This is a genomic window from Paucibacter sediminis (assembly GCF_030254645.1).
Taxonomy (GTDB): Bacteria; Pseudomonadota; Gammaproteobacteria; order Burkholderiales; family Burkholderiaceae_C; genus Paucibacter_B; species Paucibacter_B sediminis.
In genome coordinates this window covers 924,895-948,597 of sequence record NZ_CP116346.1, presented here as the reverse complement: position 1 = coordinate 948,597, position 23,703 = coordinate 924,895, and the positions used below count along the sequence as shown (strand labels likewise).

The 23,703-nt window shown below is 67.8% G+C and carries 22 protein-coding genes; 9 read left to right on the top strand and 13 right to left on the bottom strand.

Going from position 1 to position 23,703, the window contains the following annotated elements:
• Both PFX98_RS04365 and PFX98_RS04360 read right to left on the bottom strand, forming a co-directional pair.
• A complete protein-coding gene (locus tag PFX98_RS04365) occupies positions 1 to 1,683 on the bottom strand; it encodes an OFA family MFS transporter (RefSeq protein ID WP_285233947.1) in 1,683 nt (560 codons plus the stop codon).
• A gap of 144 nt (positions 1,684 to 1,827) precedes the next feature.
• Positions 1,828 to 2,784, bottom strand: coding sequence for a LysR substrate-binding domain-containing protein (locus PFX98_RS04360; protein ID WP_285233946.1), 957 nt, complete (start codon positions 2,782 to 2,784; stop codon positions 1,828 to 1,830).
• A 127-nt stretch (positions 2,785 to 2,911) separates the two neighbouring features.
• Here PFX98_RS04360 and PFX98_RS04355 point away from each other — a divergent pair, with 127 nt between their 5' ends.
• The gene (locus PFX98_RS04355) at positions 2,912 to 3,667 is read left to right on the top strand and encodes an enoyl-CoA hydratase-related protein (RefSeq protein WP_425334690.1); all 756 of its coding nucleotides are present in this window, start codon (positions 2,912 to 2,914) and stop codon (positions 3,665 to 3,667) included.
• A 3-nt stretch (positions 3,668 to 3,670) separates the two neighbouring features.
• Complete coding sequence (locus tag PFX98_RS04350; protein WP_285233944.1) at positions 3,671 to 5,200, top strand: 3-hydroxyacyl-CoA dehydrogenase; 1,530 nt, start codon at positions 3,671 to 3,673, stop codon at positions 5,198 to 5,200.
• A 16-nt stretch (positions 5,201 to 5,216) separates the two neighbouring features.
• Here the strand turns inward: PFX98_RS04350 and lepB are convergent, their stop codons facing one another.
• From lepB to PFX98_RS04320, 6 genes are all read right to left on the bottom strand, one after another.
• Positions 5,217 to 5,879 carry a signal peptidase I gene (gene lepB, locus PFX98_RS04345; protein WP_285233943.1) on the bottom strand — a complete coding sequence of 221 codons (663 nt, stop codon included), beginning with the start codon at positions 5,877 to 5,879 and terminating at the stop codon, positions 5,217 to 5,219.
• Positions 5,880 to 5,938: 59 nt separating this feature from the next.
• Complete coding sequence (pobA, locus tag PFX98_RS04340) at positions 5,939 to 7,117, bottom strand: 4-hydroxybenzoate 3-monooxygenase (protein WP_285233942.1); 1,179 nt, start codon at positions 7,115 to 7,117, stop codon at positions 5,939 to 5,941.
• 49 nt (positions 7,118 to 7,166) lie between these two features.
• On the bottom strand, positions 7,167 to 8,003 hold the full coding sequence (locus PFX98_RS04335) for an IclR family transcriptional regulator domain-containing protein (protein ID WP_285233941.1): 837 nt from the start codon (positions 8,001 to 8,003) through the stop codon (positions 7,167 to 7,169).
• A gap of 391 nt (positions 8,004 to 8,394) precedes the next feature.
• Complete coding sequence (gene pcaF / locus PFX98_RS04330) at positions 8,395 to 9,597, bottom strand: 3-oxoadipyl-CoA thiolase (protein WP_285233940.1); 1,203 nt, start codon at positions 9,595 to 9,597, stop codon at positions 8,395 to 8,397.
• A gap of 29 nt (positions 9,598 to 9,626) precedes the next feature.
• Positions 9,627 to 10,268 carry a 3-oxoacid CoA-transferase subunit B gene (locus PFX98_RS04325; RefSeq protein ID WP_285233939.1) on the bottom strand — a complete coding sequence of 214 codons (642 nt, stop codon included), beginning with the start codon at positions 10,266 to 10,268 and terminating at the stop codon, positions 9,627 to 9,629.
• On the bottom strand, positions 10,265 to 10,957 hold the full coding sequence (locus PFX98_RS04320) for a 3-oxoacid CoA-transferase subunit A (RefSeq protein WP_285233938.1): 693 nt from the start codon (positions 10,955 to 10,957) through the stop codon (positions 10,265 to 10,267). Before PFX98_RS04320 ends, PFX98_RS04325 begins: the two co-directional genes overlap by 4 nt.
• Positions 10,958 to 11,264: 307 nt before the next feature.
• On the opposite strand from PFX98_RS04320, the gene PFX98_RS04315 reads away from it, so the two are divergent.
• From PFX98_RS04315 to PFX98_RS04295, 5 genes are all read left to right on the top strand, one after another.
• On the top strand, positions 11,265 to 12,464 hold the full coding sequence (locus tag PFX98_RS04315) for a cyclic di-GMP phosphodiesterase (RefSeq protein ID WP_285233937.1): 1,200 nt from the start codon (positions 11,265 to 11,267) through the stop codon (positions 12,462 to 12,464).
• Entirely contained in the window at positions 12,461 to 14,581 is a 2,121-nt protein-coding gene (locus PFX98_RS04310) for a putative bifunctional diguanylate cyclase/phosphodiesterase (RefSeq protein ID WP_285233936.1), read from the top strand. The genes PFX98_RS04315 and PFX98_RS04310 overlap by 4 nt, the downstream gene beginning before the upstream one ends.
• A 36-nt stretch (positions 14,582 to 14,617) precedes the next feature.
• A complete protein-coding gene (locus PFX98_RS04305; protein ID WP_285233935.1) occupies positions 14,618 to 14,941 on the top strand; it encodes a DUF1840 family protein in 324 nt (107 codons plus the stop codon).
• The gene (locus PFX98_RS04300) at positions 14,938 to 15,585 is read left to right on the top strand and encodes a histidine phosphatase family protein (protein WP_425334663.1); all 648 of its coding nucleotides are present in this window, start codon (positions 14,938 to 14,940) and stop codon (positions 15,583 to 15,585) included. The genes PFX98_RS04305 and PFX98_RS04300 overlap by 4 nt, the downstream gene beginning before the upstream one ends.
• Before the next feature lie 200 nt (positions 15,586 to 15,785).
• Positions 15,786 to 16,724: a porin gene (locus PFX98_RS04295; RefSeq protein WP_425334689.1), complete on the top strand. Its 939-nt coding sequence runs from the start codon at positions 15,786 to 15,788 to the stop codon at positions 16,722 to 16,724.
• A 70-nt stretch (positions 16,725 to 16,794) separates the two neighbouring features.
• Here the strand turns inward: PFX98_RS04295 and ruvB are convergent, their stop codons facing one another.
• The 4 genes from ruvB to PFX98_RS04275 form a co-directional block, all read right to left on the bottom strand.
• Entirely contained in the window at positions 16,795 to 17,850 is a 1,056-nt protein-coding gene (gene ruvB, locus PFX98_RS04290) for a Holliday junction branch migration DNA helicase RuvB (protein WP_285233933.1), read from the bottom strand.
• A gap of 3 nt (positions 17,851 to 17,853) precedes the next feature.
• On the bottom strand, positions 17,854 to 18,432 hold the full coding sequence (ruvA, locus tag PFX98_RS04285) for a Holliday junction branch migration protein RuvA (protein WP_285233932.1): 579 nt from the start codon (positions 18,430 to 18,432) through the stop codon (positions 17,854 to 17,856).
• 31 nt (positions 18,433 to 18,463) lie between these two features.
• The gene (locus PFX98_RS04280; RefSeq protein ID WP_285233931.1) at positions 18,464 to 19,117 is read right to left on the bottom strand and encodes a response regulator; all 654 of its coding nucleotides are present in this window, start codon (positions 19,115 to 19,117) and stop codon (positions 18,464 to 18,466) included.
• Positions 19,118 to 19,224: 107 nt separating this feature from the next.
• Positions 19,225 to 21,126, bottom strand: coding sequence for a sensor histidine kinase (locus PFX98_RS04275; RefSeq protein WP_285233930.1), 1,902 nt, complete (start codon positions 21,124 to 21,126; stop codon positions 19,225 to 19,227).
• A gap of 99 nt (positions 21,127 to 21,225) precedes the next feature.
• Here PFX98_RS04275 and PFX98_RS04270 point away from each other — a divergent pair, with 99 nt between their 5' ends.
• On the top strand, positions 21,226 to 22,206 hold the full coding sequence (locus PFX98_RS04270; protein ID WP_285233929.1) for a PhoH family protein: 981 nt from the start codon (positions 21,226 to 21,228) through the stop codon (positions 22,204 to 22,206).
• Positions 22,203 to 22,649 carry an rRNA maturation RNase YbeY gene (gene ybeY, locus PFX98_RS04265; protein WP_285233928.1) on the top strand — a complete coding sequence of 149 codons (447 nt, stop codon included), beginning with the start codon at positions 22,203 to 22,205 and terminating at the stop codon, positions 22,647 to 22,649. The genes PFX98_RS04270 and ybeY overlap by 4 nt, the downstream gene beginning before the upstream one ends.
• Here the strand turns inward: ybeY and PFX98_RS04260 are convergent, their stop codons facing one another.
• Positions 22,650 to 23,702 (bottom strand): magnesium transporter CorA family protein, encoded by a 1,053-nt coding sequence (locus PFX98_RS04260; protein ID WP_285233927.1) that lies wholly within the window; start codon positions 23,700 to 23,702, stop codon positions 22,650 to 22,652.
• Position 23,703: the final 1 nt, after the last annotated feature.

Below are 23,703 nucleotides of genomic sequence, written 5' to 3'. Positions count from 1 at the left end.
TCAGTTGAAGAACTTGGCCACGCTCAGCGCGGTGCGGTAGATGCCCCAGGCCAGCGGGATGCCCACCGCGGCCCAGGCCAGCACCACCAGCAGCGGGCTGCTGCCGTGGTAGGTCATGGTGCCCTGGCCCACCTCGGTGGCGACGGCGCGGTCATGCGCCAGGCGCTTCTCCTCGGCCAGCTCGGCGTCGCTCATGAAATGCTTGGCATCCAGCGGGCGCACCAGCAGATTGCAGATCAGGCCGATCACCAGCATGCCCACCAGGATGTACATGGTCTGGTTGTAGACCTGCTCGCGCGGCAGGCCCAGGCCCAGCTGGTAGTCGCGCATGTAGTTCACCACCACCGGGCCGAGGATGCCGGCGGTGGCCCAGGCGGTGAGCAGGCGGCCGTGGATGGCGCCCACCATCTGGGTGCCGAACAGATCGGCCAGATAGGCCGGCACGGTGGCAAAGCCGCCGCCATACATGCTCAGGATGATGCACACCGCGCCCACGAACAGCAGCTTGCTGCCGGCCATGGCGCTGCCCGGGATGCTGGCATACATCAGGCCGCCCAGCACGAAGAACACCACATAGGTGAGCTTGCGGCCGAGCTTGTCCGACAGGCTGGCCCAGAAGAAGCGGCCACCGATATTGAACAGGCTGATGAGGGCTGCAAAGCCCGCGGCCACGCCGGCGATGGCGGTGAGCTGGGCCTTGTCGAGCTCGCCGAATTTCTTGGCCACGCCGATCAGGCTGCCGCCGAACACTTCCTGCAGCATCGGGCTGGCCATGCCGATCACGCCGATGCCGGCCGAGACGTTCATGCACAGCACCATCCAGATCAGCCAGAACTGCGGGATGCCCCAGACCTTTTTCACGTGCACATGGCGCTGCGTGATCATGGCGTTGCTGGTCTGCGCGGCCGGCGGCGTCCAGCCCTCGGGCTTCCAGCCCGAGGCGGGCACGCGGTAGGCCAGCGCCCCGCCCATCATGAAGACGAAGTAGATCAGCGCCATCACCACAAAGGTCTGCATCACGCCCACATCGGTGGGGGTGGCGAACTGCTTCATCAGCTCGGCCGCCAGCGGCGAGCCGATCATGGCGCCACCGCCAAAGCCCATGATGGCCATGCCGGTGGCCATGCCGCGGCGGTCCGGGAACCATTTGATGAGGGTGGAGACCGGCGAGATATAGCCCAGCCCCAGGCCGACGCCGCCGATCACGCCCGAGCCCAGCAGCATCATCCAGAACTGGTGCAGGTGCACGCCCAGTGCCGAGATCAGCATGCCGCCGCACCAGCACAGCGCGCTCACCACGCCGGCCTTGCGCGGGCCGGCGCGCTCCAGCCAGCCGCCCCAGATGGCGGCCGAGCTGCCCAGCAGCACGAAGAACAGGGTGTACATCCAGCCCAGGGTGGAGATCTTCCAGTCGCAGCTGCTGACGAAGAGCTCCTGCAGGAAGCCGATCTCGGGGCCGCACTTGATGGCCTCCTTGATACCCAGCGCCTTGGACAGCGGCAGCCAGAACACCGAGAAACCATAGGCCATGCCGATGCACAGATGGATGGCCAGGGCGGCCGGCGGTACCAGCCAGCGATTGAAACCCGGCGCCGCAATGATGCGTTCCTTGGCGAGAAAGCCTGGCGCTTGCTCGCTGCTATCACCCAACGGCCGCGCGCCGCCTGCAAGAACAGTGGACATCGTCTCGTCTCCTTATAGGGTCAGGGCACTCATGCGGTGCCTGGGCAAGCGATGGGCTTGCGGACGCGAGTGTTGGCAAGCGCGCCGGAGACGTCCAATTCTTTCGGGTGATGGGGCGATAGCTACGAAAAATCAGGGATTGCCCTAGCCACCTAGCAGGCCGGCATGCCGGGCCGCGCTGGCGAGCCAGTCGGCCTGCTGGGCAAAGTCCAGCGCGGCCGCCAGCGTGCGCGAGGGCCGGTTGGTGTTGTGCACCATCAGCGCAATCGGCACGCGTATCTGCGGCGCGATCAGCGGCCGGGCCTCGAGGCCGGGATGGCCCTGCACGGTGTCGAGCAGGGCGCCGGGCAGGATGGAGCAGACGCGCCCGGCCAGCACGCTGGTCACCAGGGTCACGGTGGAGTTGGATTCGATCGCCGGCTGCACGCGCGCCCCGGCCGCAGCGAAGGCGCGGTCGACGATGCTGCGGTTGTGCATCTCGGCACTCAGCAGGCACAGCGGCAGCGCGGCGGCCTCGGCCCAGCCTATCGGTGCGCCCATGTGCAGGCGGCCGGTACTGCCTGCAGGGCCCGCAGCAGCGGCGCGCTGCAGCAGGAAGTAGTGCTCGGTGTATTGCGGCAGCACGCGCAGCTGGGTGCGGCCCTCGTGCATGCGCTCGTTGTAGCCCAGGCCCAGGTCCAGGGCCAGGCTTTCCAGACCGGTCTCCAGCTCGATCGAGCTCATCGAGCGCAGCGTTGGCACGATGCCGGGATGGCGGTCCTGCAGCATCGCGACAAAGCGCGCCGCCACCGGCATGGCGGTGGGCACCGCGCCGATCAGCAGATGGCCGCGCGGCGCCTCGACGCGGCTCTGCAGCTCCTGCTGCAGCAGCTCCTGCTCGTGCAGCAGCTGGCGCGCGGTGGCCAGCACGCGCTCGCCCTCCTCGGTGAAGCCGGCGAAGGCGCGGCCCCGCTTGACGATGGAGCAGGCGTAATGCTCCTCGAGCGCGCGCAGCGCGTTGGACAGCGCGGGCTGGGTCACATGGCAGGCCAGCGCGGCGCGGCCGAAGTGCTTGTGGTCGTCCAGGGCCACCAGGTATTTCAGCGAGACAAACAGATTCATCGTGAGGCTCGGTGCGGGAAGGCTGCATTGTGCGTTGGCGGCGATACTGCTGGCCTTGACGCAGGAGTGACAAGACGTGGAGACACTGCATATCGAGGTGGATGCGCGCGGCGTGGCGCATCTGACCATGAACCGGCCCGAGGTGTTCAACGCCTTCAACGAGGCCATGATTGCCGAGCTGGGCCAGGCCATGGACCAGCTGACGGCCGACCCGCGGGTGCGCCTGATCGTGCTGGCCGGCGCCGGCAAGGCCTTCAGTGCCGGCGCCGACATCCAGTGGATGAAGCGCGCCTCGGAGGCCACGCAGGAGGTCAATCTGGTGGATGCCAGGCGCTTCGCCGCGATGCTGCACAAGATCGCCGCCTGCCCCAAGCCCACCATCGCGCGCGTGCAGGGGCTGGCGCTGGGCGGTGGCGTGGGCCTGACCGTGGCCTGCGATATCGCGGTGGCCAGCAGCGATGCCAAGTTCGCCGTCAGCGAAGCGCGCTTCGGCATCCTGCCCTCGGTGATCGGCCCCTATGTGATGAATGCCGTGGGGCCGCGCCAGGCCCGGCGCCTGGCCCTCACCGCCAGCCGCATCGCGGCCGCCGAGGCGCTGGCGATGGGCATGGTGCACGAGGTGGTGGAGGCCGCCGAGCTGGATGCCGCGCTGGCGCGCTGGATCGCCGAGCTGCTGGCCAACGGCCCGCAAGCGCAGGGCGAGATCAAGCAGCTGTTCGCGCAGCTGGAAGTGGGGCCGGTGACGGCCGAGGTGCGCGAGCTGACGGCACAGACCATCGCGCGCGTGCGCATGGGCGCCGAGGCGCGCGAGGGCTTTGCGGCCTTTCTGGCCAAGCGTCCGGCGGCCTGGGTGCCGCCGGCGACGAACGACAAGGAAGACTGAGACATGAGCGACGAGATGCAAATGCAGGGCTGGCGCGTCGCCAGCGAGCCGGCCGCGAGCGCGGTGATCGGCGTGGTGGGCGCCGGCGTGATGGGCGCCGGCATTGCCCAGGTGGCCGCGCAGGCCGGCCATGCGGTGCGCCTGCTGGATGTGCGCGAGGGCGCCAGCGCGCATGCGATCGCGCAGACCGCCAAGGCGCTCGACGGCCTGGTGGCCAAGGGCCGCATGGTGCAGGGCGAGCGCGACGCGGTGATGGCGCGCATCAGCCCGGCGGCGCAAATCGCCGAGCTGGCCGATTGCGCCCTGGTGGTGGAGGTCATCATCGAGAAGCTGGAGCCCAAGCAGGCGCTGCTGCGCGAGCTGGACGCGCTGCTGCCGGCCGGGGCCATCATCGCCTCCAACACCTCGTCGATCAGCGTCACCGCGCTGGCCAACGGCATGCAGCATCCCGCCCGTCTGGTGGGCATGCATTTCTTCAACCCGGTGCCGCTGATGAAGCTGGTGGAGGTGGTGTCGGGCGCCGAGACCGATGCCGGCGTGGCGCGGGTGATCGAGGCGCTGGCCAGGCAATGGGGCAAGACGCCGGTGCATGCCAAGAGCACGCCCGGCTTCATTGTCAACCGCATCGCCCGGCCCTATTACGCCGAGACCCTGGCGCTGCTGCAGGAGCAGGCGGGCACGCCGGCGCAGCTGGATCGCGCGCTGCGCGGTGCCGGCTTCCGCATGGGGCCTTGCGAGCTGATGGACCTGATCGGGCATGACACCAACTATCTGGTGACGCAGTCGGTCTATGACGCCAACTTCGGCGACAAGCGCTATGTGCCCTCGCTGGTGCAGAAGGCGCTGGTCGATGGCGGGCGGCTGGGGCGCAAGGTCGGCAAGGGCTTTTACGAGGGCCTGCCGGCGACCGTGCCGGCGGTGGCGGCGCCCGAGGGCGCGCTGCCCGCGATCAGCGTGGTGGGGCGTGGCGCGCTGGTGGAGCGCCTGGCCGACTGGCTCACGCACAAGGGGCTGGACTACACGCGCGGCGAATCGGCCGACTGGTGCGGCGTGCAGCTGGGCGATATGCAGCTGCACCTCAGCAGCGGCCGCAGCGCCGCGCAGCTGGCGCATGAGCGCGGCCATGCCAGCCTGGCGGTGATGGACTGGCCGGTGGCGCCCGACAAGGCCGATGCCCTGGCGCTGGCCTTTGCGCCGCATGCCGGCGCGCTGCAGCAGCTGCAGGCGCAGAACTTCCTGCGCGCGCTCGGCTGGGAGCCGCTGGTGCTGCGCGACGTGCCGGGCCTGGCGGTGGCGCGCACCGTGGCCATGCTGGTCAACGAGGGCGCCGACGCGGTGTGGCAGGGCGTCTGCGAGGAGCAGGCCGCCGATCTGGCGATGAAGCTGGGCGTCAACTACCCGACCGGGCCGTTCGAGTGGCTCGCGCTGGTGGGCGCCGCCGCGGTGGCCGATCTGCTCGACCAGCTCTTCCATGACTACCGCAGCGAGCGTTACCGCGTCAGCCCCTTGCTGCGCCAGCGCTTGTACCTCTGAGCCCTGCAACGCTCATTTACAGCCGCTGGCCGAAGCGCTCGAAGCGCGGCAGCCAGCTGCCCTTGATATCGGCCGAGGCGAGGATGCGCACCGCGCGGCCGATCAGCAGCTCGCGCGGCACGGTGCCGATGAAGCGCGAGTCGGCGCTGTTGTCGCGGTTGTCGCCCAGCATCAGGTACTGGCCGGGCGGGATCACGGTGGCGGGCAGGTCGCGCGCCAGCACGCCCTGCAGATGCTGGACGCGGCGCTGGCCATCGGCGACCTTCTCGGTCATGCGCAGGGCCGGCACCAGGCCCCAGGGCTCGACCGGCTCGGGCAGCGACTCGATCTCCTCATAGGCCGCCTCTTCGCCATTGATGCGCAGCCGGCCCTGCCGCATTTCCACCCGGTCGCCGGGCAGGGCGATCAGGCGCTTGATCAGCCGCGTGCCGTCCTTGGGCGAGGAGAAGGTGACCACGTCGCCGCGCTGCGGCTCGCCAAGGTGCACGAGCACATGGTTGCTGAGCGGCAGCTTGAGGTCGTAGGCCAGGCGGTTCACGAACACCACATCGCCTTCCAGCAGATTGGGGCGCATCGAACCCGAGGGGATGGGGTTCCAGTCGGCGATGGCGGTGCGGAAAAAGCCAAAGCAGATCAGGAAGACCAGAAAGCCCTTGTTGTTCTTGAACCAGCCGCGCATATGCATCTCCTCTCGTTGGGAGTGCCCATGATGCGGCTGCTGAGTGAGGTGAAACTTAATCAGTCCTCGAAGGGCAGGCCCACATAGTTCTCGGCCAGCACCGCCTGCGCCGCGCGCGAGCTGAGCAGGTATTCGAGCTCGGCCTGCTGCAGCTTGTGGTCGAAACCGGCGATGTCGGGGAAGCAGTGCATCAGCTTGGTCATGGACCAGGAGAAACGCTCGGCGCGCCAGATGCGGCGCAAGGCCTTCTCGGAATAGCTGTCGAGGCCGGCGTCGCTGTGATCGCGGTAATGCTCGATCAGGCCGCGCGAGAGGTAGCGCACATCGGAGGCGGCCAGGTTGAGCCCCTTGGCGCCGGTGGGCGGCACGATGTGGCCCGCGTCGCCCGCCAGGAAGAGCCGGCCGAAGCGCAGCGGCTCGGCCACGAAGCTGCGCAGGGGGGCAATGCTTTTCTCCAGCGCGGGCGCTGGCTGCAGGGCGGCCGCGGTCTCGCCATCCAGGCGGCAGCGCAGCTCGGCCCAGAAACGCTCATCGCTCCACTGCTCGACCTTGTCGCTCAGATTGCATTGCACGTAGCAGCGCACGCGCGTGCGGCTGCGCATGCTGCAAAGCGCAAAGCCGCGCTGGTGCTGGGCATAGACCAGCTCTTCGGCCGGCGGCGGCGCATCAGCCAGCACGCCCAGCCAACCAAAGGGGTAGATGCGCTCGTAGGTGCGGATCGCGTCGCGCGGCACGCTGGTGCGCGAGATGCCGTGGAAGCCATCGCAACCGGCGATGAAGTCGCAGTGCAGCTCATGGCTCTGGCCACCGCGCTGGTAGCGCACGCTGGGGCTGGACTCGATGCCGTGCACGCTCACATGGTCCACCTCGTAAAGCGTCTGCAGGCCGGCGGCCATGCGCGCCTCCATCAGATCGCGCGTGACCTCGGTCTGGCCATAGACCAGCACCGACTTGTCGCCGGTGAGCGCGCTCAGGTCGATGCGGTGGCGCTGGCCCTGGGTGCTGAGATAGATGCCATGGTGCACCAGGCCCTCGCGGCGCATGCGAGCGCCCACGCCGGCTTCGTCCAGCAGCTCGGTCAGGGTCTGTTCCAGGATGCCGGCGCGGATGCGCGAGAGCACATAGTCGCCGCTGCGTTGCTCCAGAATCACATTGGCGATGCCGGCCTGATGCAGCAAGACACCGAGCAGCAGTCCGGACGGGCCCGCCCCGATGATGGCCACCTGGGTACGCTGCATGCTGAGGTCTCCTGTGAAGGCCCCAGCCGCAAGGCGCGCTGGCGCTGGGTTACAGCAGCATGCGCAAATGTGCCTGGGCTTGCAATAGGGGCGGCAAGCAATGTTCAACCAGCTGATCCATGCTCATGCGCGAGGCATGCACGCTGATGTTCATCGCCGCCACGGTATCGCCGCGGTAATTCTTCAAAGGCACGGCCACGGTGCGCAGGCCCAGCTCCAACTCCTGGTCGATGCAGGCATAGCCCAGCGAGCGCGCGCGTGCGATCTCGATGCGCAGGCGCTCGGGATGGGTGATGGTGTGCGGCGTCAGGGCCGCGAGCTCCTGCCGGGCGATCCAGGCGTCCACCTCGGGCTGGGGCAGGGCGGCAAGCAGCACGCGGCCGTTGCCGGCGCAGTAGGCGGGCACGCGGGTGCCGGGCTGCAGCGTCGGCGAGACCACGCGGCCGGCGCTGGTGGCGGCAATGCAGATCACGTCGCTGCCATCCAGCACGCCGGCGGAGCTGGCTTCCTTGAGGGCATAGGCCAGCTTGTGCAGTTCCGGCTCGACGATGCGCGGCAACCGGGCCGAATGCATATAGCTCTGCCCCAGGCGCAGCACCTTGGGGGTCAGCGCGAACATCTTGCGGTCCTGCGACACGAAACCGAGATGGGTGAGGGTCAGCAGATAGCGGCGGGCGGCGGCGCGGGTCAGACCCGTGCGCGCGGCCACCTCGCTGATGGTCAGTCGCGGGCGCTCCTGGTCGAAGGCCTCGATCACCGCCAGGCCCTTTTCCAGGCCGGCAACGAGGTCGCGCTTGAGGGGGCCGCTGGCCTCGGCGGCGGGCGCCTCGGTGTAGACCACCTGGTTGGTCGAGGGCAAATCTTCGAAATCACGTTCAGCGGACATGGGTGCCAGTTTTGAGCGTAAAGCGCCCAAATCCGCTGGGCGCGAGCATGCGATGAGCCGACTATAGGGATTGGACCCGAGCTTGTCCCTATTTCAGGCGGCATATTGGGCGATCTGCGCACCCGTGCGCACCAAATTGGTGAAGTCTGGGTGAGCGCTATCCCACGGCCTGAAAGGGCGGGTGTGCCAGGGCGAAGCGGCGCTACTGCATTGGTATATGTGCGGTATGCGCCTCAATCCGCGGCGAGTATCCCATGGGGCCTCGTCGCAAACCGCCGGTCATGGCTTGTCAGGTCATGACAAAAGTTCAAGCACCCCTGCGCTTTTCTCATGGCTTGGCTCAGCCTCGGCGCAGCCAGGCAAGACCCAGGTCTTGCCCGCGGTCCGGCGCTCAGACGCGCTCGACGATCAGGGCAATGCCCTGGCCCACGCCGATGCACATGGTGCACAGGGCGTAGCGGCCGCCGCTGCGATGCAGCTGGTTCACCGCCGTGGTGACCAGGCGGGCACCGCTGGCGCCCAGTGGGTGACCCAGGGCGATCGCACCGCCATTCGGATTGACGCGCGGGTCGTCGTCGCGCAGGCTGAGTGCGCGCAGCACCGCCAGGCCCTGGGCCGCAAAGGCCTCGTTGAGTTCGATCACGTCCATTTGCGCCAGGCTCAGGCCGGTGAGCGCCAGCACGCGCTGGCTGGCCGGCGCCGGGCCGATGCCCATGATGCGCGGCGCCACGCCGGCGGTGGCCATGCCCACCACGCGGGCGCGCGGCGTCAGGCCATGGCGGGCCGCGCCCGCCTCGCTGGCCAGCAGCAGGGCGCAGGCGCCGTCGTTCACGCCCGAAGCATTGCCGGCGGTGACGCTGCCGTCCGGCCGCACCACGCCCTTGAGCTTGGCGAGCGCCTCCAGGCTGGTTTCGCGCGGATGCTCGTCCTTGCTGACGACGATGGGATCGCCCTTTTTCTGGGCAATGCTGACCGGGGTGATCTCGGCGTCGAAAAAGCCCGCCTGCTGGGCCGCCACGGCCTTGAGCTGGCTGGCCAGCGCCATGCGGTCCTGCGCCTCGCGCTCGATGCCGAAGTCGGTGGCGACGTTCTCGGCCGTTTCGGGCATGGAGTCGACGCCGTAGCGTTCCTTCATCAGCTTGTTGACGAAGCGCCAGCCGATGGTGGTGTCGTACACCGCGTTGCTGCGTGAAAAGGCGCTTTCGGCCTTGGGCATCACGAAGGGCGCGCGGCTCATGCTCTCGACCCCGCCGGCCAGCATCAGCTCGGCCTCACCGGCGCGGATGGCGCGAGCGGCAGAGCCCACCGCGTCCATGCCCGAGCCGCACAGCCGGTTCAGCGTGGCGCCCGGCACCTCCAGCGGCAGGCCGGCCAGCAATGCGGACATGCGCGCCACATTGCGGTTGTCTTCGCCGGCCTGGTTGGCGCAGCCGTAGAGCACGTCGGTGAGCGCGGCCCAATCGACCTGCGGGTTGCGCGCCATCAGCGCCTTGATGGGGATGGCGCCCAGGTCATCGGCGCGCACCGAGGAGAGGGCACCGCCATAGCGGCCGAAGGGCGTGCGTTGCGCGTCGCAAATAAAGGCTTGAGTCATGGGATCTCCAAAGCTGAGGAAGGGATGCATCAGGCCCGCAATGGCAGGCCGGTGAGGGATTCGAGTTGGCGGTGCTCCAGGCCCGGGCAGCGCGCCAGCACGCGCAAGCCCGCGGCTTCGACGGCCAGCACGGCGAGATCGGTGTAGATGCGGCTGACGCAGGCCGCCGCCGTGAGCGGATAGCTGCATGCGGCGACGATCTTGCTGTCCCCGCTCTTGCTGAGGTGCTCCATCATCACAAAGGTCTGCTTGGCTCCGATCGCCAGATCCATGGCCCCGCCCACGGCCGGGATGGCGTCGGTGGCGCCGGTATGCCAGTTGGCCAGATCGCCCCGGGCCGAGACCTGGAAGGCGCCCAGCACGCAGATGTCCAGATGCCCGCCGCGCATCATCGCGAAGCTGTCGGCATGATGAAAGAAGCAGCCGCCGGGCAGCAGGGTGACGGCCTGCTTGCCGGCATTGATCAGGTCGGGGTCGGCGGCCTCGGGGCTGGGCGGTGGCCCCATGCCCAGCACCCCGTTCTCGCTGTGCAGGATGATCTCCCGCCCCGGCGGCAGCTGGCTGGCCACCAGGGTGGGCAGGCCGATGCCCAGGTTCACCACCGCGCCCTCGGGAATGTCCTGGGCTACCAGGGCGGCCATCTGCGTACGCGTCCAGGCCTGCCAGCTCATGAGCGGGCCTCCGTGGTGGCTGCCGGGCGTGGGCAGCACACCAGCCTCTGCACAAAGATGCCGGGCGTCACCACGGCCTCGGGGTCCAGCGCGCCCAGCGCTACCACCTCGCGCACCGCGGCCACGGTGATGCGCGCCGCCGTCGCCATTACCGGGCCGAAGTTGCGTGCGGTCTTGCGATAGACCAGATTGCCCCAGCGGTCGCCGCGCTCGGCCTGGATGAGGGCGTAGTCGGCATGCAGCGCATATTCAAGGACGTGACCGCGCCCGCCGATCTGGCGCTGCTCCTTGCCATGCGCGAGTTCGGTGCCAAAGCTGGTGGGCGTGTAGAAGGCGCCGATGCCGGCGCCGGCGGCACGGATGCGCTCGGCCAGATTGCCCTGCGGCACCAGTTCGAGCTCGATCTGCCCGGCGCGATAGGCGCGATCGAAGTGATGCGAGTCGGCCTGGCGCGGGAAGGAGCAGATGATCTTGCGCACCCGCCCGGCGGCGATCATGGCCGCCAGCCCGCGGTCGCCATTGCCGGCGTTGTTGTTCACCACCGTCAACTCGCGCGCGCCCTGGTCCAGCAGGGCGCTCACCAGTTCCTGTGGCAGGCCGGCTTCGCCAAAGCCGCCAATCATCACGGTGGCGCCGTCCGGCACGTCGGCCAAGGCGGCGGCCGGCGAGGGCTGCAATTTGTCGATCACGGCAAGGCTTTCAGCGGCAATGGTTCGTAATTAGAACTCACGTTCAATTAAAGAACGTTCGCGCCGGCGATGATACGGCGGCATCGTCACAAGTTGTGAGAATTTGCACGCGTTCGGCTGCGGCTGCAGGCCGTTTACATTTGAGGTCGCAAATCACTTAAGTAGTCTCGCCCTATTGCCGATGCCCCTGACGAGGGCGCCTCAAAAAATGGGCGTAGAGAATCGAATGAAGGACAGATCAGCAGATCCTTTGATAGATGTGACTCAGCTTCGGGTGGGGATGTTCATCCACCTGGACCTGGGCTGGATGTCCCATCCCTTTCCGCTTTCGAGCTTCAAGCTGAGCTCGGAAGAACAGCTGCTGATCTTGCGCCGCCTGGGTCTCAAGCAGGTGCGCTGGAGCCCGGGCAAGAGCGATCTGCAGACCGATGCCACGCCGGCGCCTCAACCCGAGGCGGTCGTCGAGGCCGTGCAGACGATCTCCGCGGAGGAGTTGGCCCGCGAGCGCCACCGCCAGGCGCTGGCCGCCCAGCGCGAGGCCCTGCATCTTTGCGAGAAGCAATACGGTGAGGCGGCCGCCGCCTATCGCCAGGTGATTGATCTGGTGCCGCGCGAGCCGCGCAATGCGCGCGACCAGTCGGTGGCCCTGACCACCGCCCTGCTGGACAAGATGCTGGTCGAGGGTGACCTGAATATCCGCCTGCTGAACGAAGGCGCCGGTGATCGCGGCACCGCCCATGCGCTCAACGTCTCCATCGTCTCGCTGTTGCTGGGCCGTGCCTTCGGCCTGGGACGCGACGAAATGCTGGATCTGGGCGTCGGCGCCCTGCTGCACGATGTCGGCAAGATCGAATTGCCGCCGCGCGTGCGCAACCGCGACGACAGCTTCACCGCTGCCGAGACGCATCTGTATCAGCAGCATGTGGTGAAGGGCGTGGCCCTGGCCCAGCAGATGGGGCTGCAGCCCGGGCCGCTGCTGATCGTGGCCCAGCACCATGAGAATGCCGACGGTTCCGGCTTCCCGCAGCGCATCAATGTGGACCGCATGAGCGCCGGCGCGCGCATCGTCGCGCTGGTGAATCGCTTCGACGGCCTGTGCAATCCGCTGCTGGCATCCAAGGCGATGACGCCGCACGAGGCGCTCTCGCTGATGTTCGCCCAGGGGCGCAACCGCTTCGACGCCACCATGCTGAACGCCTTCATCCGCATGATGGGCGTCTACCCGCCCGGCTCCACGGTGCAACTCACCGATGACCGCTATGCGTTGGTGGTGGCTGTCAACTCCTCGCGCCCGCTCAAGCCGCGCGTGATGGTGCACGACCCCAAGGTGCCCAAGGACGAGGCCCTGGTGATGAATCTGGAAGAGCTGCCCGACCTGGGTATCCGGCGCAGCCTCAAGCCCCAGCAACTGCCGCGCGCCTCGCTCGAGTACCTGAGCCCGCGCACCCGGGTGGCTTATTTCTTCGAGGCCGTGCCCACGGCACCGGTCGGGGAGATGGCCGCGTGAGACTCCTGCGACCGAAGACATCGCCTTCGGCCCTCCAGCTCTGCGAACGCTACACGGCCCTGATCGACGGGCTGCAGGAAGCGGTGTGGCTGGTGGAGGCCGAAACGCGCTGTATCGTCGCAGTGAACCAGGCCTCGACCCAGCTGCTGGGCATGGAGGCCGAACAATTGCTTGGTTGCGCGATGGAGTCGCTGGCGACCACGCCCGAGGACGCGATGTTCTGGATGGACGTGGCGGCCGGCAGCTTTGATCCGCTGCACACCGACACCATGATGCGCCATGCCGATGGGCGCATGCTCTGGGTGGCGCGCCGCATCAGCTATGTGGAACAGTTGGAGGGCGGCGGGCTCTGGCTCATCTCGATGCGCGACCAGACCTCGCAGCGCCAGCACGACGACGAGCGCGAGGCCCTGCTGGCCGAGTTGCGCGCCACGCTGGAGTCCACCGCCGACGGCATCCTGGTGGCCGACTTGGCCGGCCGCATGCGCAGCTTCAATCAGCGCTTTGCTTCGCTGTGGGGCATTCCCGAGGACCTGCTGAACGAGCGCAACGACGAGGCCGTGCAAGCCTGGATGCGGCGCAGCGTGGTCGACGGCCCGGCCTATGCGATGCGACTGGCCTCGATCCAGGACACGCCGCTGCTGCAGACCAGCGACAACATCAAGCTCATCGACGGCCGGGTGCTGGAGCGCGTCTCGCTGCCGCAGTGGAGCCGCGGCCGTCCGATCGGCCGGGTCTACTCCTTCCGCGACCTGAGCGAGAAGCTGGCCGCCAGTCAGCGCATCGAGGAGCTCTCGCATACCGACATGCTGACCGGCCTGCCGAATCGGCGCGCCCTGTGCGAGCGCGTGGATTACGCGCAGGCGATGGCGCGTCGCGAGGCCACGCCCTTCGGCCTGCTGAACGTCGACCTGGACCGCTTCAAGCAGATCAACGACACCCTGGGCCATTCCTATGGCGATCGCGTGCTCAAGGAAGTGGCGCTGCGCCTGAAGGAAAGCCTGCGCGAGGTGGATACCGTGGCGCGCCTGGGCGGCGACGAGTTCGCCCTGCTGATTCATCAGGCCGATGCGCGCGGTGCCGAGCATGCGGCCCGGCGCGTGCAGGAGGCGATGTCGCGCCCCTTCTGCTTCGACACCCTCAGCTTCACGGTGACCGCCAGCATCGGTATCGCGCTGTTCCCCGGCGATGGCGCGAACGCCGAAGAGCTGATGGCCAGCGCCGAGCGCGCCATGCACTGGGTGAAGGAGAGTGGCCGCGCCACCTTCCGCTTCCACCAGCCGCGCAAGGACGTGGACCTGCTTTCGCGCATGCGGCTGGACCACGCGATGCGCCAGGCGTTGCAGGAGCGCGAATTCCGGCTGCACTACCAGCCGCAGATCTCGCTCAGCACCGGCCAGGTGATCGGTGCCGAGGCCTTGATACGCTGGCGCGACCCCTTGCGTGGCGAGGTCTCGCCCGCCGAATTCATTCCGGTGGCCGAGGAGAGCGGCTTCATCGTCGCGATCGGTGACTGGGTGTTGCAGCAGGCCGTCAACCAGGCGGCGCAATGGCTCAAGCAGGGCTGGCGCATGCCGGTGGCGGTGAACGTGTCGGCGCTGCAGTTCCAGCAGACCCAGTTCGTCGATTCGGTGGCGCAGGCGCTCAAGGCGGCCGATCTGCCGCCCTCGCTGCTGGAGCTGGAGCTGACCGAATCGATCCTGCTGCGCGATGCGCAGGAGGCCTTGCTGCGCCTGGAGGCACTGGCCGAGCTGGGTGTGTGCATGTCGATCGACGACTTCGGCACCGGCTATTCATCGCTGGGCTATCTGAAGCGCTTCCCGATCCAGCGCCTCAAGATCGACAAGAGTTTCGTGAACGGACTGCCGGGCGACGCCAGTGACGCCGGCATCGTCAATGCCATCGTGCAGATGGGGCGAGCGCTGCAACTGCATGTGATCGCCGAGGGCGTGGAGAACGACGCCCAGCGCGAGTTCCTGAGCCGCGCCGGCTGCCATGAGTTCCAGGGCTTCCTCTATGCCCCGGCGCTCGACCCGCGCGCCTTCGAGGAGCGGGTGTGGCGCCCCGGCCCGTCGGCGCCGCGCGCGCCCGTGCATCTGATCCGTGGCGCCGCCTGAGCGGTGACAATCCTCCGCAGCAACGCGGAGTTTCAGGTGATCTACAAATTCAAATCCAAGGCCGGGGCCGATGTGCTGATGCTGGGCCCGCAGGGCGAGCGCGTGCTGCGGCTGCTGGGCCGCGAACCCGCCAGGCAGGGCCTGCTGGCGCAGGCCGAGCTGGGCCCTGCAATGGCCGCATTGGAGGCCGCGGTGGCCGACGACGAGGCCGAGTTCGCACGCCTGCAGGCCGAGGCCGAGGCGGCCGGGCAGGAGGCGCCGCGCCGCGAAGGGGTGAGCCTGCGGCAGCGCGTCTGGCCGCTGCTGGAGCTGATGCGGCACAGCCAGCGCGCTGCCGTCGATATCGTCTGGGGCGTATGAGTTTGGAAAACGCGACCCAGGTCCTGGCGATCCGCCATGGCGAGACCGACTGGAATCGCGACACGCGCATCCAGGGTCAGCTGGACATCCCGCTGAATCAGCGCGGTCGCGCCCAGGCGCGCCGGCTGGCCGCCGCGCTGGCGGGCGAGCCGCTGGCCGCCGTGTATGCGAGCGATCTGGCGCGCGCCTGGGAGACCGCCGCCGCGCTGCAGGGGCTGGGCGCGCCGATCCACGCCGACGCGCGGCTGCGCGAGCGCTCATTCGGACATTTCGAGGGCCAGACCTGGGACGAGATTGCCAGGCGCTGGCCCGAACAGAGCCTGCGCTGGCGGCGCCGCGACCCCGACTTCGCCGCCGAAGGGGGCGAAAGCCTGAGCCGCTTCTATGCGCGCTGTACCGACGCGGTGCGGGAGCTGGCCCAGGCCCACCCCGGCCAGACCATTGCTATCGTCGCCCATGGTGGCGTGATGGACTGTCTGTACCGCCTGGCGGCGCGCCTGGAGCTCCATGCCGCGCGCAGCTGGACGCTGGGCAACGCCAGCATCAACCGGCTGATCTACTCTCCCGAGGGCTTTGGCCTGGTGGGCTGGAACGACGATCAGCATCTTCAGGACCTTGGCCTGGACGATCTGGCGCAGGCCTAGCCCGAGGGGGCGGGCCAGATGGTGTCGCCCGGAGGGTCTTCAAGTGTCATTTGGCACATCCCTAGCTATAGCGGGGGAGTGTTGCAATTTCGCGTCGGAACGAACCCGGTGAAACCCTGGCCCTCCTATACTGCGGCCACATTTCGCGCAAAGACCGGGTACTTCAAACCCGGCCCACCCTCAACTCTTAAAGGCAAATGATGAAGAAGATTGCTCTCGTCGCTGCACTCGCAGCCATCGCCGCACCCGCATTCGCACAAAGCTCGGTCACCCTGTATGGCCGCGTCAACACCACCGTTGAAAGCCAGAAGGTCGACAACCAAGGCCGCAAGGTTGTGGTTGCCAACAACTCCTCGCGCATCGGCTTCAAGGGCGTGGAAGATCTGGGCGGCGGCCTGAAGGCTTCGTTCGATCTGGAGCACGGCTTCAACTCCGACAACGGCGCTGCCACCGGTGGCACTGCTGCTTTCTGGGGCCGTGAGGCTTCGGTGCAGATCGCTGGTGCCTTCGGCGCCGTGCGTCTGGGCCGTTGGACCCCGGGTTCGTACTACGCCACTGCTGACTACGTCAGCATGCACAACCACGACACCGGTTCGTCCAGCGACGCGCTGTACGGCGGCCCCTTCCCGACCGCCAACAAGGTGGGCTACTTCTACAGCGCCGGCGGCTTCTCGACCGAGTTGGCTGTGGCTGCTGGCGAAGGCGCTCCTGGCGTGAAGCGTGCATTCGACGGTTCGGTCAACTACGACCAAGGCCCTCTGCACCTGGGCGCTGGCTACACCAAGCAAGACAAGCAGAGCCAGTACGCTGCTCGCGCTCTGTATGAGCTGGGCGCCATCACCCTGGGCGGCTACGTCCAACGTGAAACCAACGACGCTGCTGTCAAGAAGTCGCGCAACATCTGGCGTCTGGCCGGTATGTACACCCTGGGTGCTTCGGAGTTCCACGCGAACTTCGGCGGCACGCAAGCCGGTGCCAACCAAGCCAACAAGGCCAACCAGTGGACCCTGGGCTACAACTACAACCTGAGCAAGCGCACCAAGGTGTATGGCTACTACACGGCCATCGACACCAAGAACACGCTGAACAACGCTGGCGACTTCTCGTCGTTCGCTGCTGGTATCCGCCACAACTTCTGATCTCCGGATCGGATGTGAGAAAGGCGCCCCTCGGGGCGCCTTTTTTTATTGCCGAGGCGGCAGCGGCGGGCTACTCGAACAGATCTCCCATGGACTTGGGCGGCGCCACGCCCAGGTGGCGAAAGGCCGCCAGCGTGGCGATGCGGCCGCGCGGCGTGCGCTGCAGGAAGCCCTGCTGTATCAGGTAGGGCTCGATGACGTCCTCGATGGTGTCGCGCTCTTCGCCGATGGCCGCGGCCACATTGTCCAGACCGACCGGCCCGCCATCGAAGCGGTGCACCACCGCCTCCAACAGCTTGCGGTCCATCAGATCGAAACCTTGCGGGTCCACGTCCAGCATGGCCAGCGCCTTGTCGGCAATGCCCTTGCTGATCTGGCCGTTGCCCTTCACATCGGCATAGTCGCGCACGCGGCGCAGCAGCCGGTTCGCGATACGCGGGGTGCCGCGCGAGCGGCGCGCGATTTCCAGCGCGCCGTCCGGATCCATGGGCGCGTTCAACAGGCTGGCCGAGCGCGTCACGATGCGTTGCAACTCGGCAGGGGTGTAGAACTCCAGCCGCGCCACGATGCCGAAGCGATCGCGCAGCGGGTTGGTGAGCATGCCGGCGCGCGTGGTGGCGCCCACCAGGGTGAAGGGCTGCAGATCCAGCTTGATCGAGCGTGCCGCCGGGCCTTCGCCGATCATGATGTCGATCTGGTAGTCCTCCAACGCGGGGTACAGGATCTCCTCCACCACCGGTGAAAGCCGGTGGATCTCGTCGATGAAGAGCACATCGTTCTTCTCAAGATTGGTGAGGATGGCGGCCAGGTCCTTGGGCTTTTCGAGCACCGGACCCGAGGTCTGGCGCAGGTTCACGCCCAGCTCGGCGGCGATGATGTGGCTCAGTGTGGTCTTGCCCAGGCCGGGCGGCCCGAACAGCAGCACATGGTCGAGCGCCTCGCTGCGCTTCTTGGCCGCGCTGATGAAGATCTCCAGCTGTTCGCGCGCCTTGCTCTGGCCCACATACTCGTCCAGCCACTTGGGACGCAGGGCGCGTTCGATGGCCTCCTCGTTGGGGGAGGTCGGGGCAGCGCTCACCACGCGCTGCGCCGGGATGCTGCCGAAATCGTCGGTCTGGATACTCATGGCTTAGCGCGACAGTGATTTCAATGCGAGCTTGATGCCCTCGCTCACGCCCACCTCCTTGGGCAGGGCCTTGAGGGCGCTGCCGGCTTCCTTCTCGCTGTAACCGAGGGCCACCAGGGCTTGCAGGATGTCGGCCTGGTTGTCGTTCTCGGCGCGCATGGCGCTGCCGCCACTCAGGTCCGGCGCCAGCTTGCCCTTGAGCTCCAGCAGCAGGCGTTCGGCCGTCTTCTTGCCGATGCCGGGCACCTTCACCAGCCGGCCGGCCTCCTGCTGCGCGACCGCCTGGGCCAGTTCGGCCACGCTCAGGCCCGACAGCAGCGAGAGCGCCATGCGCGGCCCGATGCCGCTGATCTTGATGAGCTGGCGGAAGGTGGCGCGCTCCTCGCTGCTGGCAAAGCCGAACAGCACCTGCGCGTCCTCGCGCACCACGAAATGCGTCAGCAAGGTGGTGCGCTCACCGATGCCTGGCAGGTTGTAATAGGTGCTCATGGGCACGTCGACCTCGTAGCCGACGCCTTGCACATCCACGAGTACGAGCGGGGGCGATTTTTCCGCGATGACGCCGCTGAGTCTGCCAATCATCGCCCCATTATCAGGGGCGGCAGGGCCGCGGCTAGTTTCTGCCGAACAAGCCCAGGCGCTGCGCCTCCAGGGCGGCCTCGGCGCGCGAAGAGACGTTCAGCTTGCGGTAGATCTGCTTCACGTAGTCGGCAATGGTGTGGCGCGACAGGCCCAGCTGCACGCCGATCTCCGGCAGTGTGTAACCCTTGGCCACGCGCAGCAGCACCTCGGTCTCGCGATCGGTGAGCGAGACCTCGTGCAATTGCGCCGCCGCCTGCGGCCGTCGCTGCGCCGCGAAATAAGCGATCACCTTGCGCGCGATCGAGGGCGACAGCGGTGGCTCGCCCTGGCTGATGCGCTGCAGCTGCTCGACCAGCAACTCGCGTGATTGTTCCTTCAGCAGATAGCCGAAGGCGCCCGCCTGCAGGGCCGGGAACAGATGCTCGTCGTCGTCGTGGATGGTCACGATCACCGACTGCACCTCGGGCTGCTTCTCGCGCAGCGCCGCGATCACGTCCACGCCCGAGCCGTCGGGCAGGCCCAGATCGAGCAGCGCCAGGGTGAAGCGTTGGCTGTTGACCTGGGCCAGCGCATCCTGCACGCGCGAGCATTCGGTGATCACGGCATTGGCGAACACCTGTTTGACCAGGGCCTTCAGCCAGGCGCGGATTTCCGGGATGTCTTCGAGCAGGAGGATGTGGTTCATGGCGTTCTTCTCTGGCAATGGTTAGGCCGCGCGATCAGCACGCTGGAGGCCTACGGTAGTCGTTTATCGGAGCTTCGCCTAGGCAATGAAGCTTACGCCTGCGCTGATCAGAGGGGAATCGTGAGGCGGATCACGGTTCCCCAGCCCGGGCCGGATTCCACCAGGCATTGCCCATGCATCTGCTTGGCGCGCGCCTTCATGCTGGCCATGCCGTGGCCGCGGTCCAGGCGGCCGTCAAGCTCCATCGGGATGCCCTGGCCGTTGTCCTGGATGACGACGATGAAATAGCCGTCCTCGACGCTGCAGCTCACCACGCAATGCGTGCCGCCGCTGTGCTTGATGATATTGCTGACCGCCTCGCGGAAGATGCGCGTGGTCTGCACATAGGCGCGCGCCGGCAGGGTGTGGACGATGTCCTCGGCCGGGGCCTTCCATTCCGCCAGGATGTTGGCCTGCGCCAGCCGCGACACCACCTCGGCACGCCAGTCGCCCAGCGCATCCAGCAGCTGCACGGGCTTGCCGGTGAGGCCGCGCACCGACAGCCGCATCTCTTCCAGCGCCTCGCGCGCCAGCGTGGAGATGCGGTCCGACTCGCTGGTGTGCACGATGGTCAGCAGCTTGGCGCCAAGGTCGTCGTGCAGGTCGGCGGCGATGCGCTTGCGCTCGCGCTCGGTGACCTGCTCCAGCTTGAGCTCGGCCATCTGGTTGTAGTGCCGCTCGATATCGGCCACGCGCTCCTGCACATGCTGCTCCAGCTGGTGCTGCATGGCCTCGGCCTCCTGGCGCGCGCGCGCCAGCGCCAGCACGGCCTGCAGACCCATGCCCAGCATCACCAGCGGCACCACCACGGCCGTCAGGCTGGCGCCGGCGGGGGCGCGGAATTGCTGGGCGGCCAGCTCCAGCAGCACGCTGAGCGCCGCCAGCCCGAGCAGGGTCGTGGTGATCCACCATTGCCGGCGCTGCTGCTTGCCCTGCCTGGGCAGGCTGTGCGGCCCCTGCGCGCGCTGCCATTGCTGGCGCAGATGCCAGCCCAGCGCGCCCAGGATCTGCGCCGCCAGCAGCAGGCTCCAGAGGCTCACCGCGACGAACTGGAACTTCAGCGGCGTGAGCGCCAGGCTGGTCGGCGCGATGAGGGCCTGCAGCAGCAGGACCTGGTCGATGCGCTTGTCCTGGCGGCCCAGGGCGCGCAGCAGGTATTGCACGGCGCACAGGGTCAGCAGCGGCAGCAGCGAGGCGATCAGCACCTCGACCAGGGCGCGCGGCCAGGGGATGTCGCCGATCCACAGGCGGTTGGAGAACAGCACCCAGCAGGCCATCAGCCCGGCCAGGAACAGCAGGTGCTGGTCGCGCGCATGGCGCAGCGCCAGCAGGGTCAGCGTCAGCGCCATCAGCACCAGCATGGCCGACAGCTGCAGCGGCAGGGTCTGTTGCCAGAACCAGGCCCGCGCCTGCCGCTTGGCCAGCGTTTCCAGCTCGCCGAGTTCGACGGCCGAGAGGCTGGCGGCCCGATTGCTGCTGCCCAGCACCTGCTTGGCATAGCCGGCGACCTTGATGTCGATGACGTTGCCGGCAGCGCGCAGCAGACCCGGCGGCAGCTCGATCAGCTGCGGTTCGAAGCAGCGCTCGGAAATCGGGTCGAGCATGCGCCCGCGCGCCACCAGGCTGACGCCATTGACCCAGAGCTGGTAGTTGCTGCAGACCTGCTCGATATAGAGCGCCTGGCGCAACAGCTGGCTGCTCCCGCCTTCCAGCTTGAATCGATACCAGACCGCGCCGCTGAAGCCGGGCCGGCTGCTGGCCCAGTGGTCGGGCAGTTGCACCGCGGCGGCATCAGCATGGGCGGGGAATTCAGCGGCATCGCTGGCCACGGCCAGGGCCTGCCTCAGCACCAGTTCCTGCGCATGGGCCGGCCGCAGGCCCAGCAGGAGCAGCGGCAGCAGCAGCGCGCTGATGAGCAGGCGCCAGCCGCCCTGGCTGGCGGCAAATCGTCGAATTCTCTGACTGTGCATGGGCGGCGATTGTGCAGGACGGAGCGCGTCGGGAGGAGCGGGCGGGCTCGGGCGACAATAAGCGCTTGCACCGAGCAGACCCACCCAGAAAGTGCCGCCTTGATTCTCCGTCACGTTTTTACTCCGATAGACAACCGCCGTCTGTCCCATCTATGCGGCATGCTCGACGAGCATCTGCGCCAGATCGAACAGGCCATGGATGTGCGCATCAGCCGGCGCGGCGAGGCCTTCCGCATCGAAGGCCCCAAGGCCGCGGCCGAGCGCAGCCTGGTCTTGCTGGAGTCGCTTTACGAGCGCGCCCGCAAGGCCATCCCGGCCGAGCACCTGCAGCTCGCCATCGTCGAGGCGGCCGGCGAGCTGGGTGAGAAGCTGCGCGGCAAGCGCGTGCTGGAAGCCAAGCCGGCCGGCGACGCCATCGTGCTGCGTACGCGCCGCGCCGACCTGGCGGGCCGCACGCCCAACCAGCACCAGTACCTGCGCCACATCATGGCGCACGACATCAGCTTCGGCATCGGCCCGGCCGGCACCGGCAAAACCTTTCTGGCGGTGGCCTGCGCCGTCGATGCGCTGGAGCGCTCCTCGGTGCAGCGCATCATCCTGACGCGCCCGGCGGTGGAGGCGGGCGAGCGCCTGGGCTTCCTGCCCGGCGACCTGACGCAGAAGGTCGATCCCTATCTGCGTCCGCTGTACGACGCCCTCTACGACCTGATGGGGTTCGACCGCGTTACCAAGGCCTTCGAGAAGGGTCAGCTGGAGATCGCGCCGCTGGCCTTCATGCGCGGCCGCACGCTCAACCATGCCTTCGTGATCCTGGACGAGGCACAGAACACCACGCCCGAGCAGATGAAGATGTTCCTCACCCGCATCGGCTTCGGCAGCAAATGCGTGGTCACCGGCGATACCAGCCAGGTCGACCTGCCCAAGGGCATGCAGAGCGGGTTGATCGATGCCGAGCGCGTGCTGGCGCGCGTGCAGGGCATTGCGATGACGCGCTTCACCTCGGCCGATGTGGTGCGCCATCCGCTGGTGGCGCGCATCGTCGAAGCCTATGAGGCCGTACAAGCAGGAGGGCAGCGATGAGCCGGCCGGAGTTGAGCCTGTCGCTGCAGTTCGCCGATGCGCGCCATCGCGCGCAGCTGCCGCGCCACAAGGTGATGCGCTGGATACGCGCGGCGCTGGAACTGCCCGGCGAGATCGCCGTGCGCATCGTCGACGCCGAGGAGGGCCGCGCCCTCAACCATGACTACCGCGCCAAGGACTACGCCACCAATGTGCTGACCTTCGACTACAGCCATGAGCCGGTGGTGGGTGCCGACCTGGTGGTCTGCGCCGAGGTGGTGGAACGCGAGGCGCGCGAGCTGGGCATAGAACTGCTGGCCCACTACGCCCATATGCTGGTGCACGGCACCCTGCATGCGCAGGGTTACGACCATGAAGAGGACGACGAGGCCGAGGCCATGGAGGCGCGCGAGACCGAGATCATGCTGGCGCTGGGCTTTGCCGACCCCTACCAGAAGCGCTGATCAGCGCTGCGTGCCCAGGTAGCGCTTGCGCCAGAAGAAGGCGCCCAGGCCCAGGCCCAGCGCCGCCATCAGGCCGAACGCAATCCAGAAGCCGGTGGCCTTGTGGATCAGCGGCAGGGTGTCGAAGTTCATGCCGAAGATGCCGGTGATCAGGTTCAGCGGCAGGAAGATCGCGGTCAGCACGGTGAGCGTGCGCATGATGCTGTTGGTGCGGTGGCCCAGCGCCGAGAAGTGCATCTGCACCGCGCTCTCCGCCGAACTCTCCAAGCGCCGCACATGGCTGAGCACGCGTTCCACATGCTCCAGCACATCGCGTGAGCGCACGCGCAGAAGCTCGCGTTCGCGCTCGGCCAGCAGGCTGCCGTTGACCGGCCAGTCGGCCAGCGAGTCGATCCACTCCTGGACCGCGCTGCGTTGATCCTCGCAGGTGTCCTCCAGCAGATGCAGGGCATCGCGCGAGGCCAGCAGGGTCGGCCAGTCGTCAAAGTGGCCGTGCGTGTCCATCAGCGACCGCTGCAGCGCGCCGAGCTGGCGCGTCAGCAGGCGGCGCAGCTCCAGATAGCTGTCCACCATGTGGTTGACCATGCGCAGCATCAACTCGGCCGGGCTGGTGGGCAGGCGGGCGCTGCCGCGGAAGTCGCGCCCCTCCTGCAGCTTGCCCAGGCGCTCGGCGAAGAAGTCGCGCACCTGGCAATCGTCCGGATGCACGGTCAGCAGCACGCGGTCGAACACCGCGAAGCCGACCGGGCTGGTGTCGATGGCCTGCAACGCCTCCTCGCTGCCCGCCACCGCCGCGAGGCGCCGGAACACCATCAGGTCGTACCAGGAGGTGTAGTCGAAATGCGAGGGCAGCTGGTCGTTCAGCAGGTCGGAGACATGCAGGTCCACCAGCTGCGCGCCGGTCCAGTGCTGCAGCTGCTGTTGCAGGCGGCCGACCTCGCGTTCGAACTCGGCGCGCGCCATGCCTATCCATACAAAGCCCTCGGCGGGCAGATCGGCGGGCAGCTCGGCGAGCTCGGTGAAATGCTCGCCGCTGAGGTGGAAGCGCCGCAAG

Coding starts and splice junctions, on each gene's coding strand:
- PFX98_RS04365 (WP_285233947.1), bottom strand. CDS start 1,683: ATGTCCACTGTTCTTGCAGGCGGCGCGCGGCCGTTGGGTGATAGCAGC.
- PFX98_RS04360 (WP_285233946.1), bottom strand. CDS start 2,784: ATGAATCTGTTTGTCTCGCTGAAATACCTGGTGGCCCTGGACGACCAC.
- PFX98_RS04355 (WP_425334690.1), top strand. CDS start 2,912: ATGAACCGGCCCGAGGTGTTCAACGCCTTCAACGAGGCCATGATTGCC.
- PFX98_RS04350 (WP_285233944.1), top strand. CDS start 3,671: ATGAGCGACGAGATGCAAATGCAGGGCTGGCGCGTCGCCAGCGAGCCG.
- lepB (WP_285233943.1), bottom strand. CDS start 5,879: ATGCGCGGCTGGTTCAAGAACAACAAGGGCTTTCTGGTCTTCCTGATC.
- pobA (WP_285233942.1), bottom strand. CDS start 7,117: ATGCAGCGTACCCAGGTGGCCATCATCGGGGCGGGCCCGTCCGGACTG.
- PFX98_RS04335 (WP_285233941.1), bottom strand. CDS start 8,003: ATGTCCGCTGAACGTGATTTCGAAGATTTGCCCTCGACCAACCAGGTG.
- pcaF (WP_285233940.1), bottom strand. CDS start 9,597: ATGACTCAAGCCTTTATTTGCGACGCGCAACGCACGCCCTTCGGCCGC.
- PFX98_RS04325 (WP_285233939.1), bottom strand. CDS start 10,268: ATGAGCTGGCAGGCCTGGACGCGTACGCAGATGGCCGCCCTGGTAGCC.
- PFX98_RS04315 (WP_285233937.1), top strand. CDS start 11,265: ATGTCCCATCCCTTTCCGCTTTCGAGCTTCAAGCTGAGCTCGGAAGAA.
- PFX98_RS04300 (WP_425334663.1), top strand. CDS start 14,938: ATGAGTTTGGAAAACGCGACCCAGGTCCTGGCGATCCGCCATGGCGAG.
- PFX98_RS04295 (WP_425334689.1), top strand. CDS start 15,786: ATGAAGAAGATTGCTCTCGTCGCTGCACTCGCAGCCATCGCCGCACCC.
- ruvB (WP_285233933.1), bottom strand. CDS start 17,850: ATGAGTATCCAGACCGACGATTTCGGCAGCATCCCGGCGCAGCGCGTG.
- ruvA (WP_285233932.1), bottom strand. CDS start 18,432: ATGATTGGCAGACTCAGCGGCGTCATCGCGGAAAAATCGCCCCCGCTC.
- PFX98_RS04280 (WP_285233931.1), bottom strand. CDS start 19,117: ATGAACCACATCCTCCTGCTCGAAGACATCCCGGAAATCCGCGCCTGG.
- PFX98_RS04275 (WP_285233930.1), bottom strand. CDS start 21,126: ATGCACAGTCAGAGAATTCGACGATTTGCCGCCAGCCAGGGCGGCTGG.
- ybeY (WP_285233928.1), top strand. CDS start 22,203: ATGAGCCGGCCGGAGTTGAGCCTGTCGCTGCAGTTCGCCGATGCGCGC.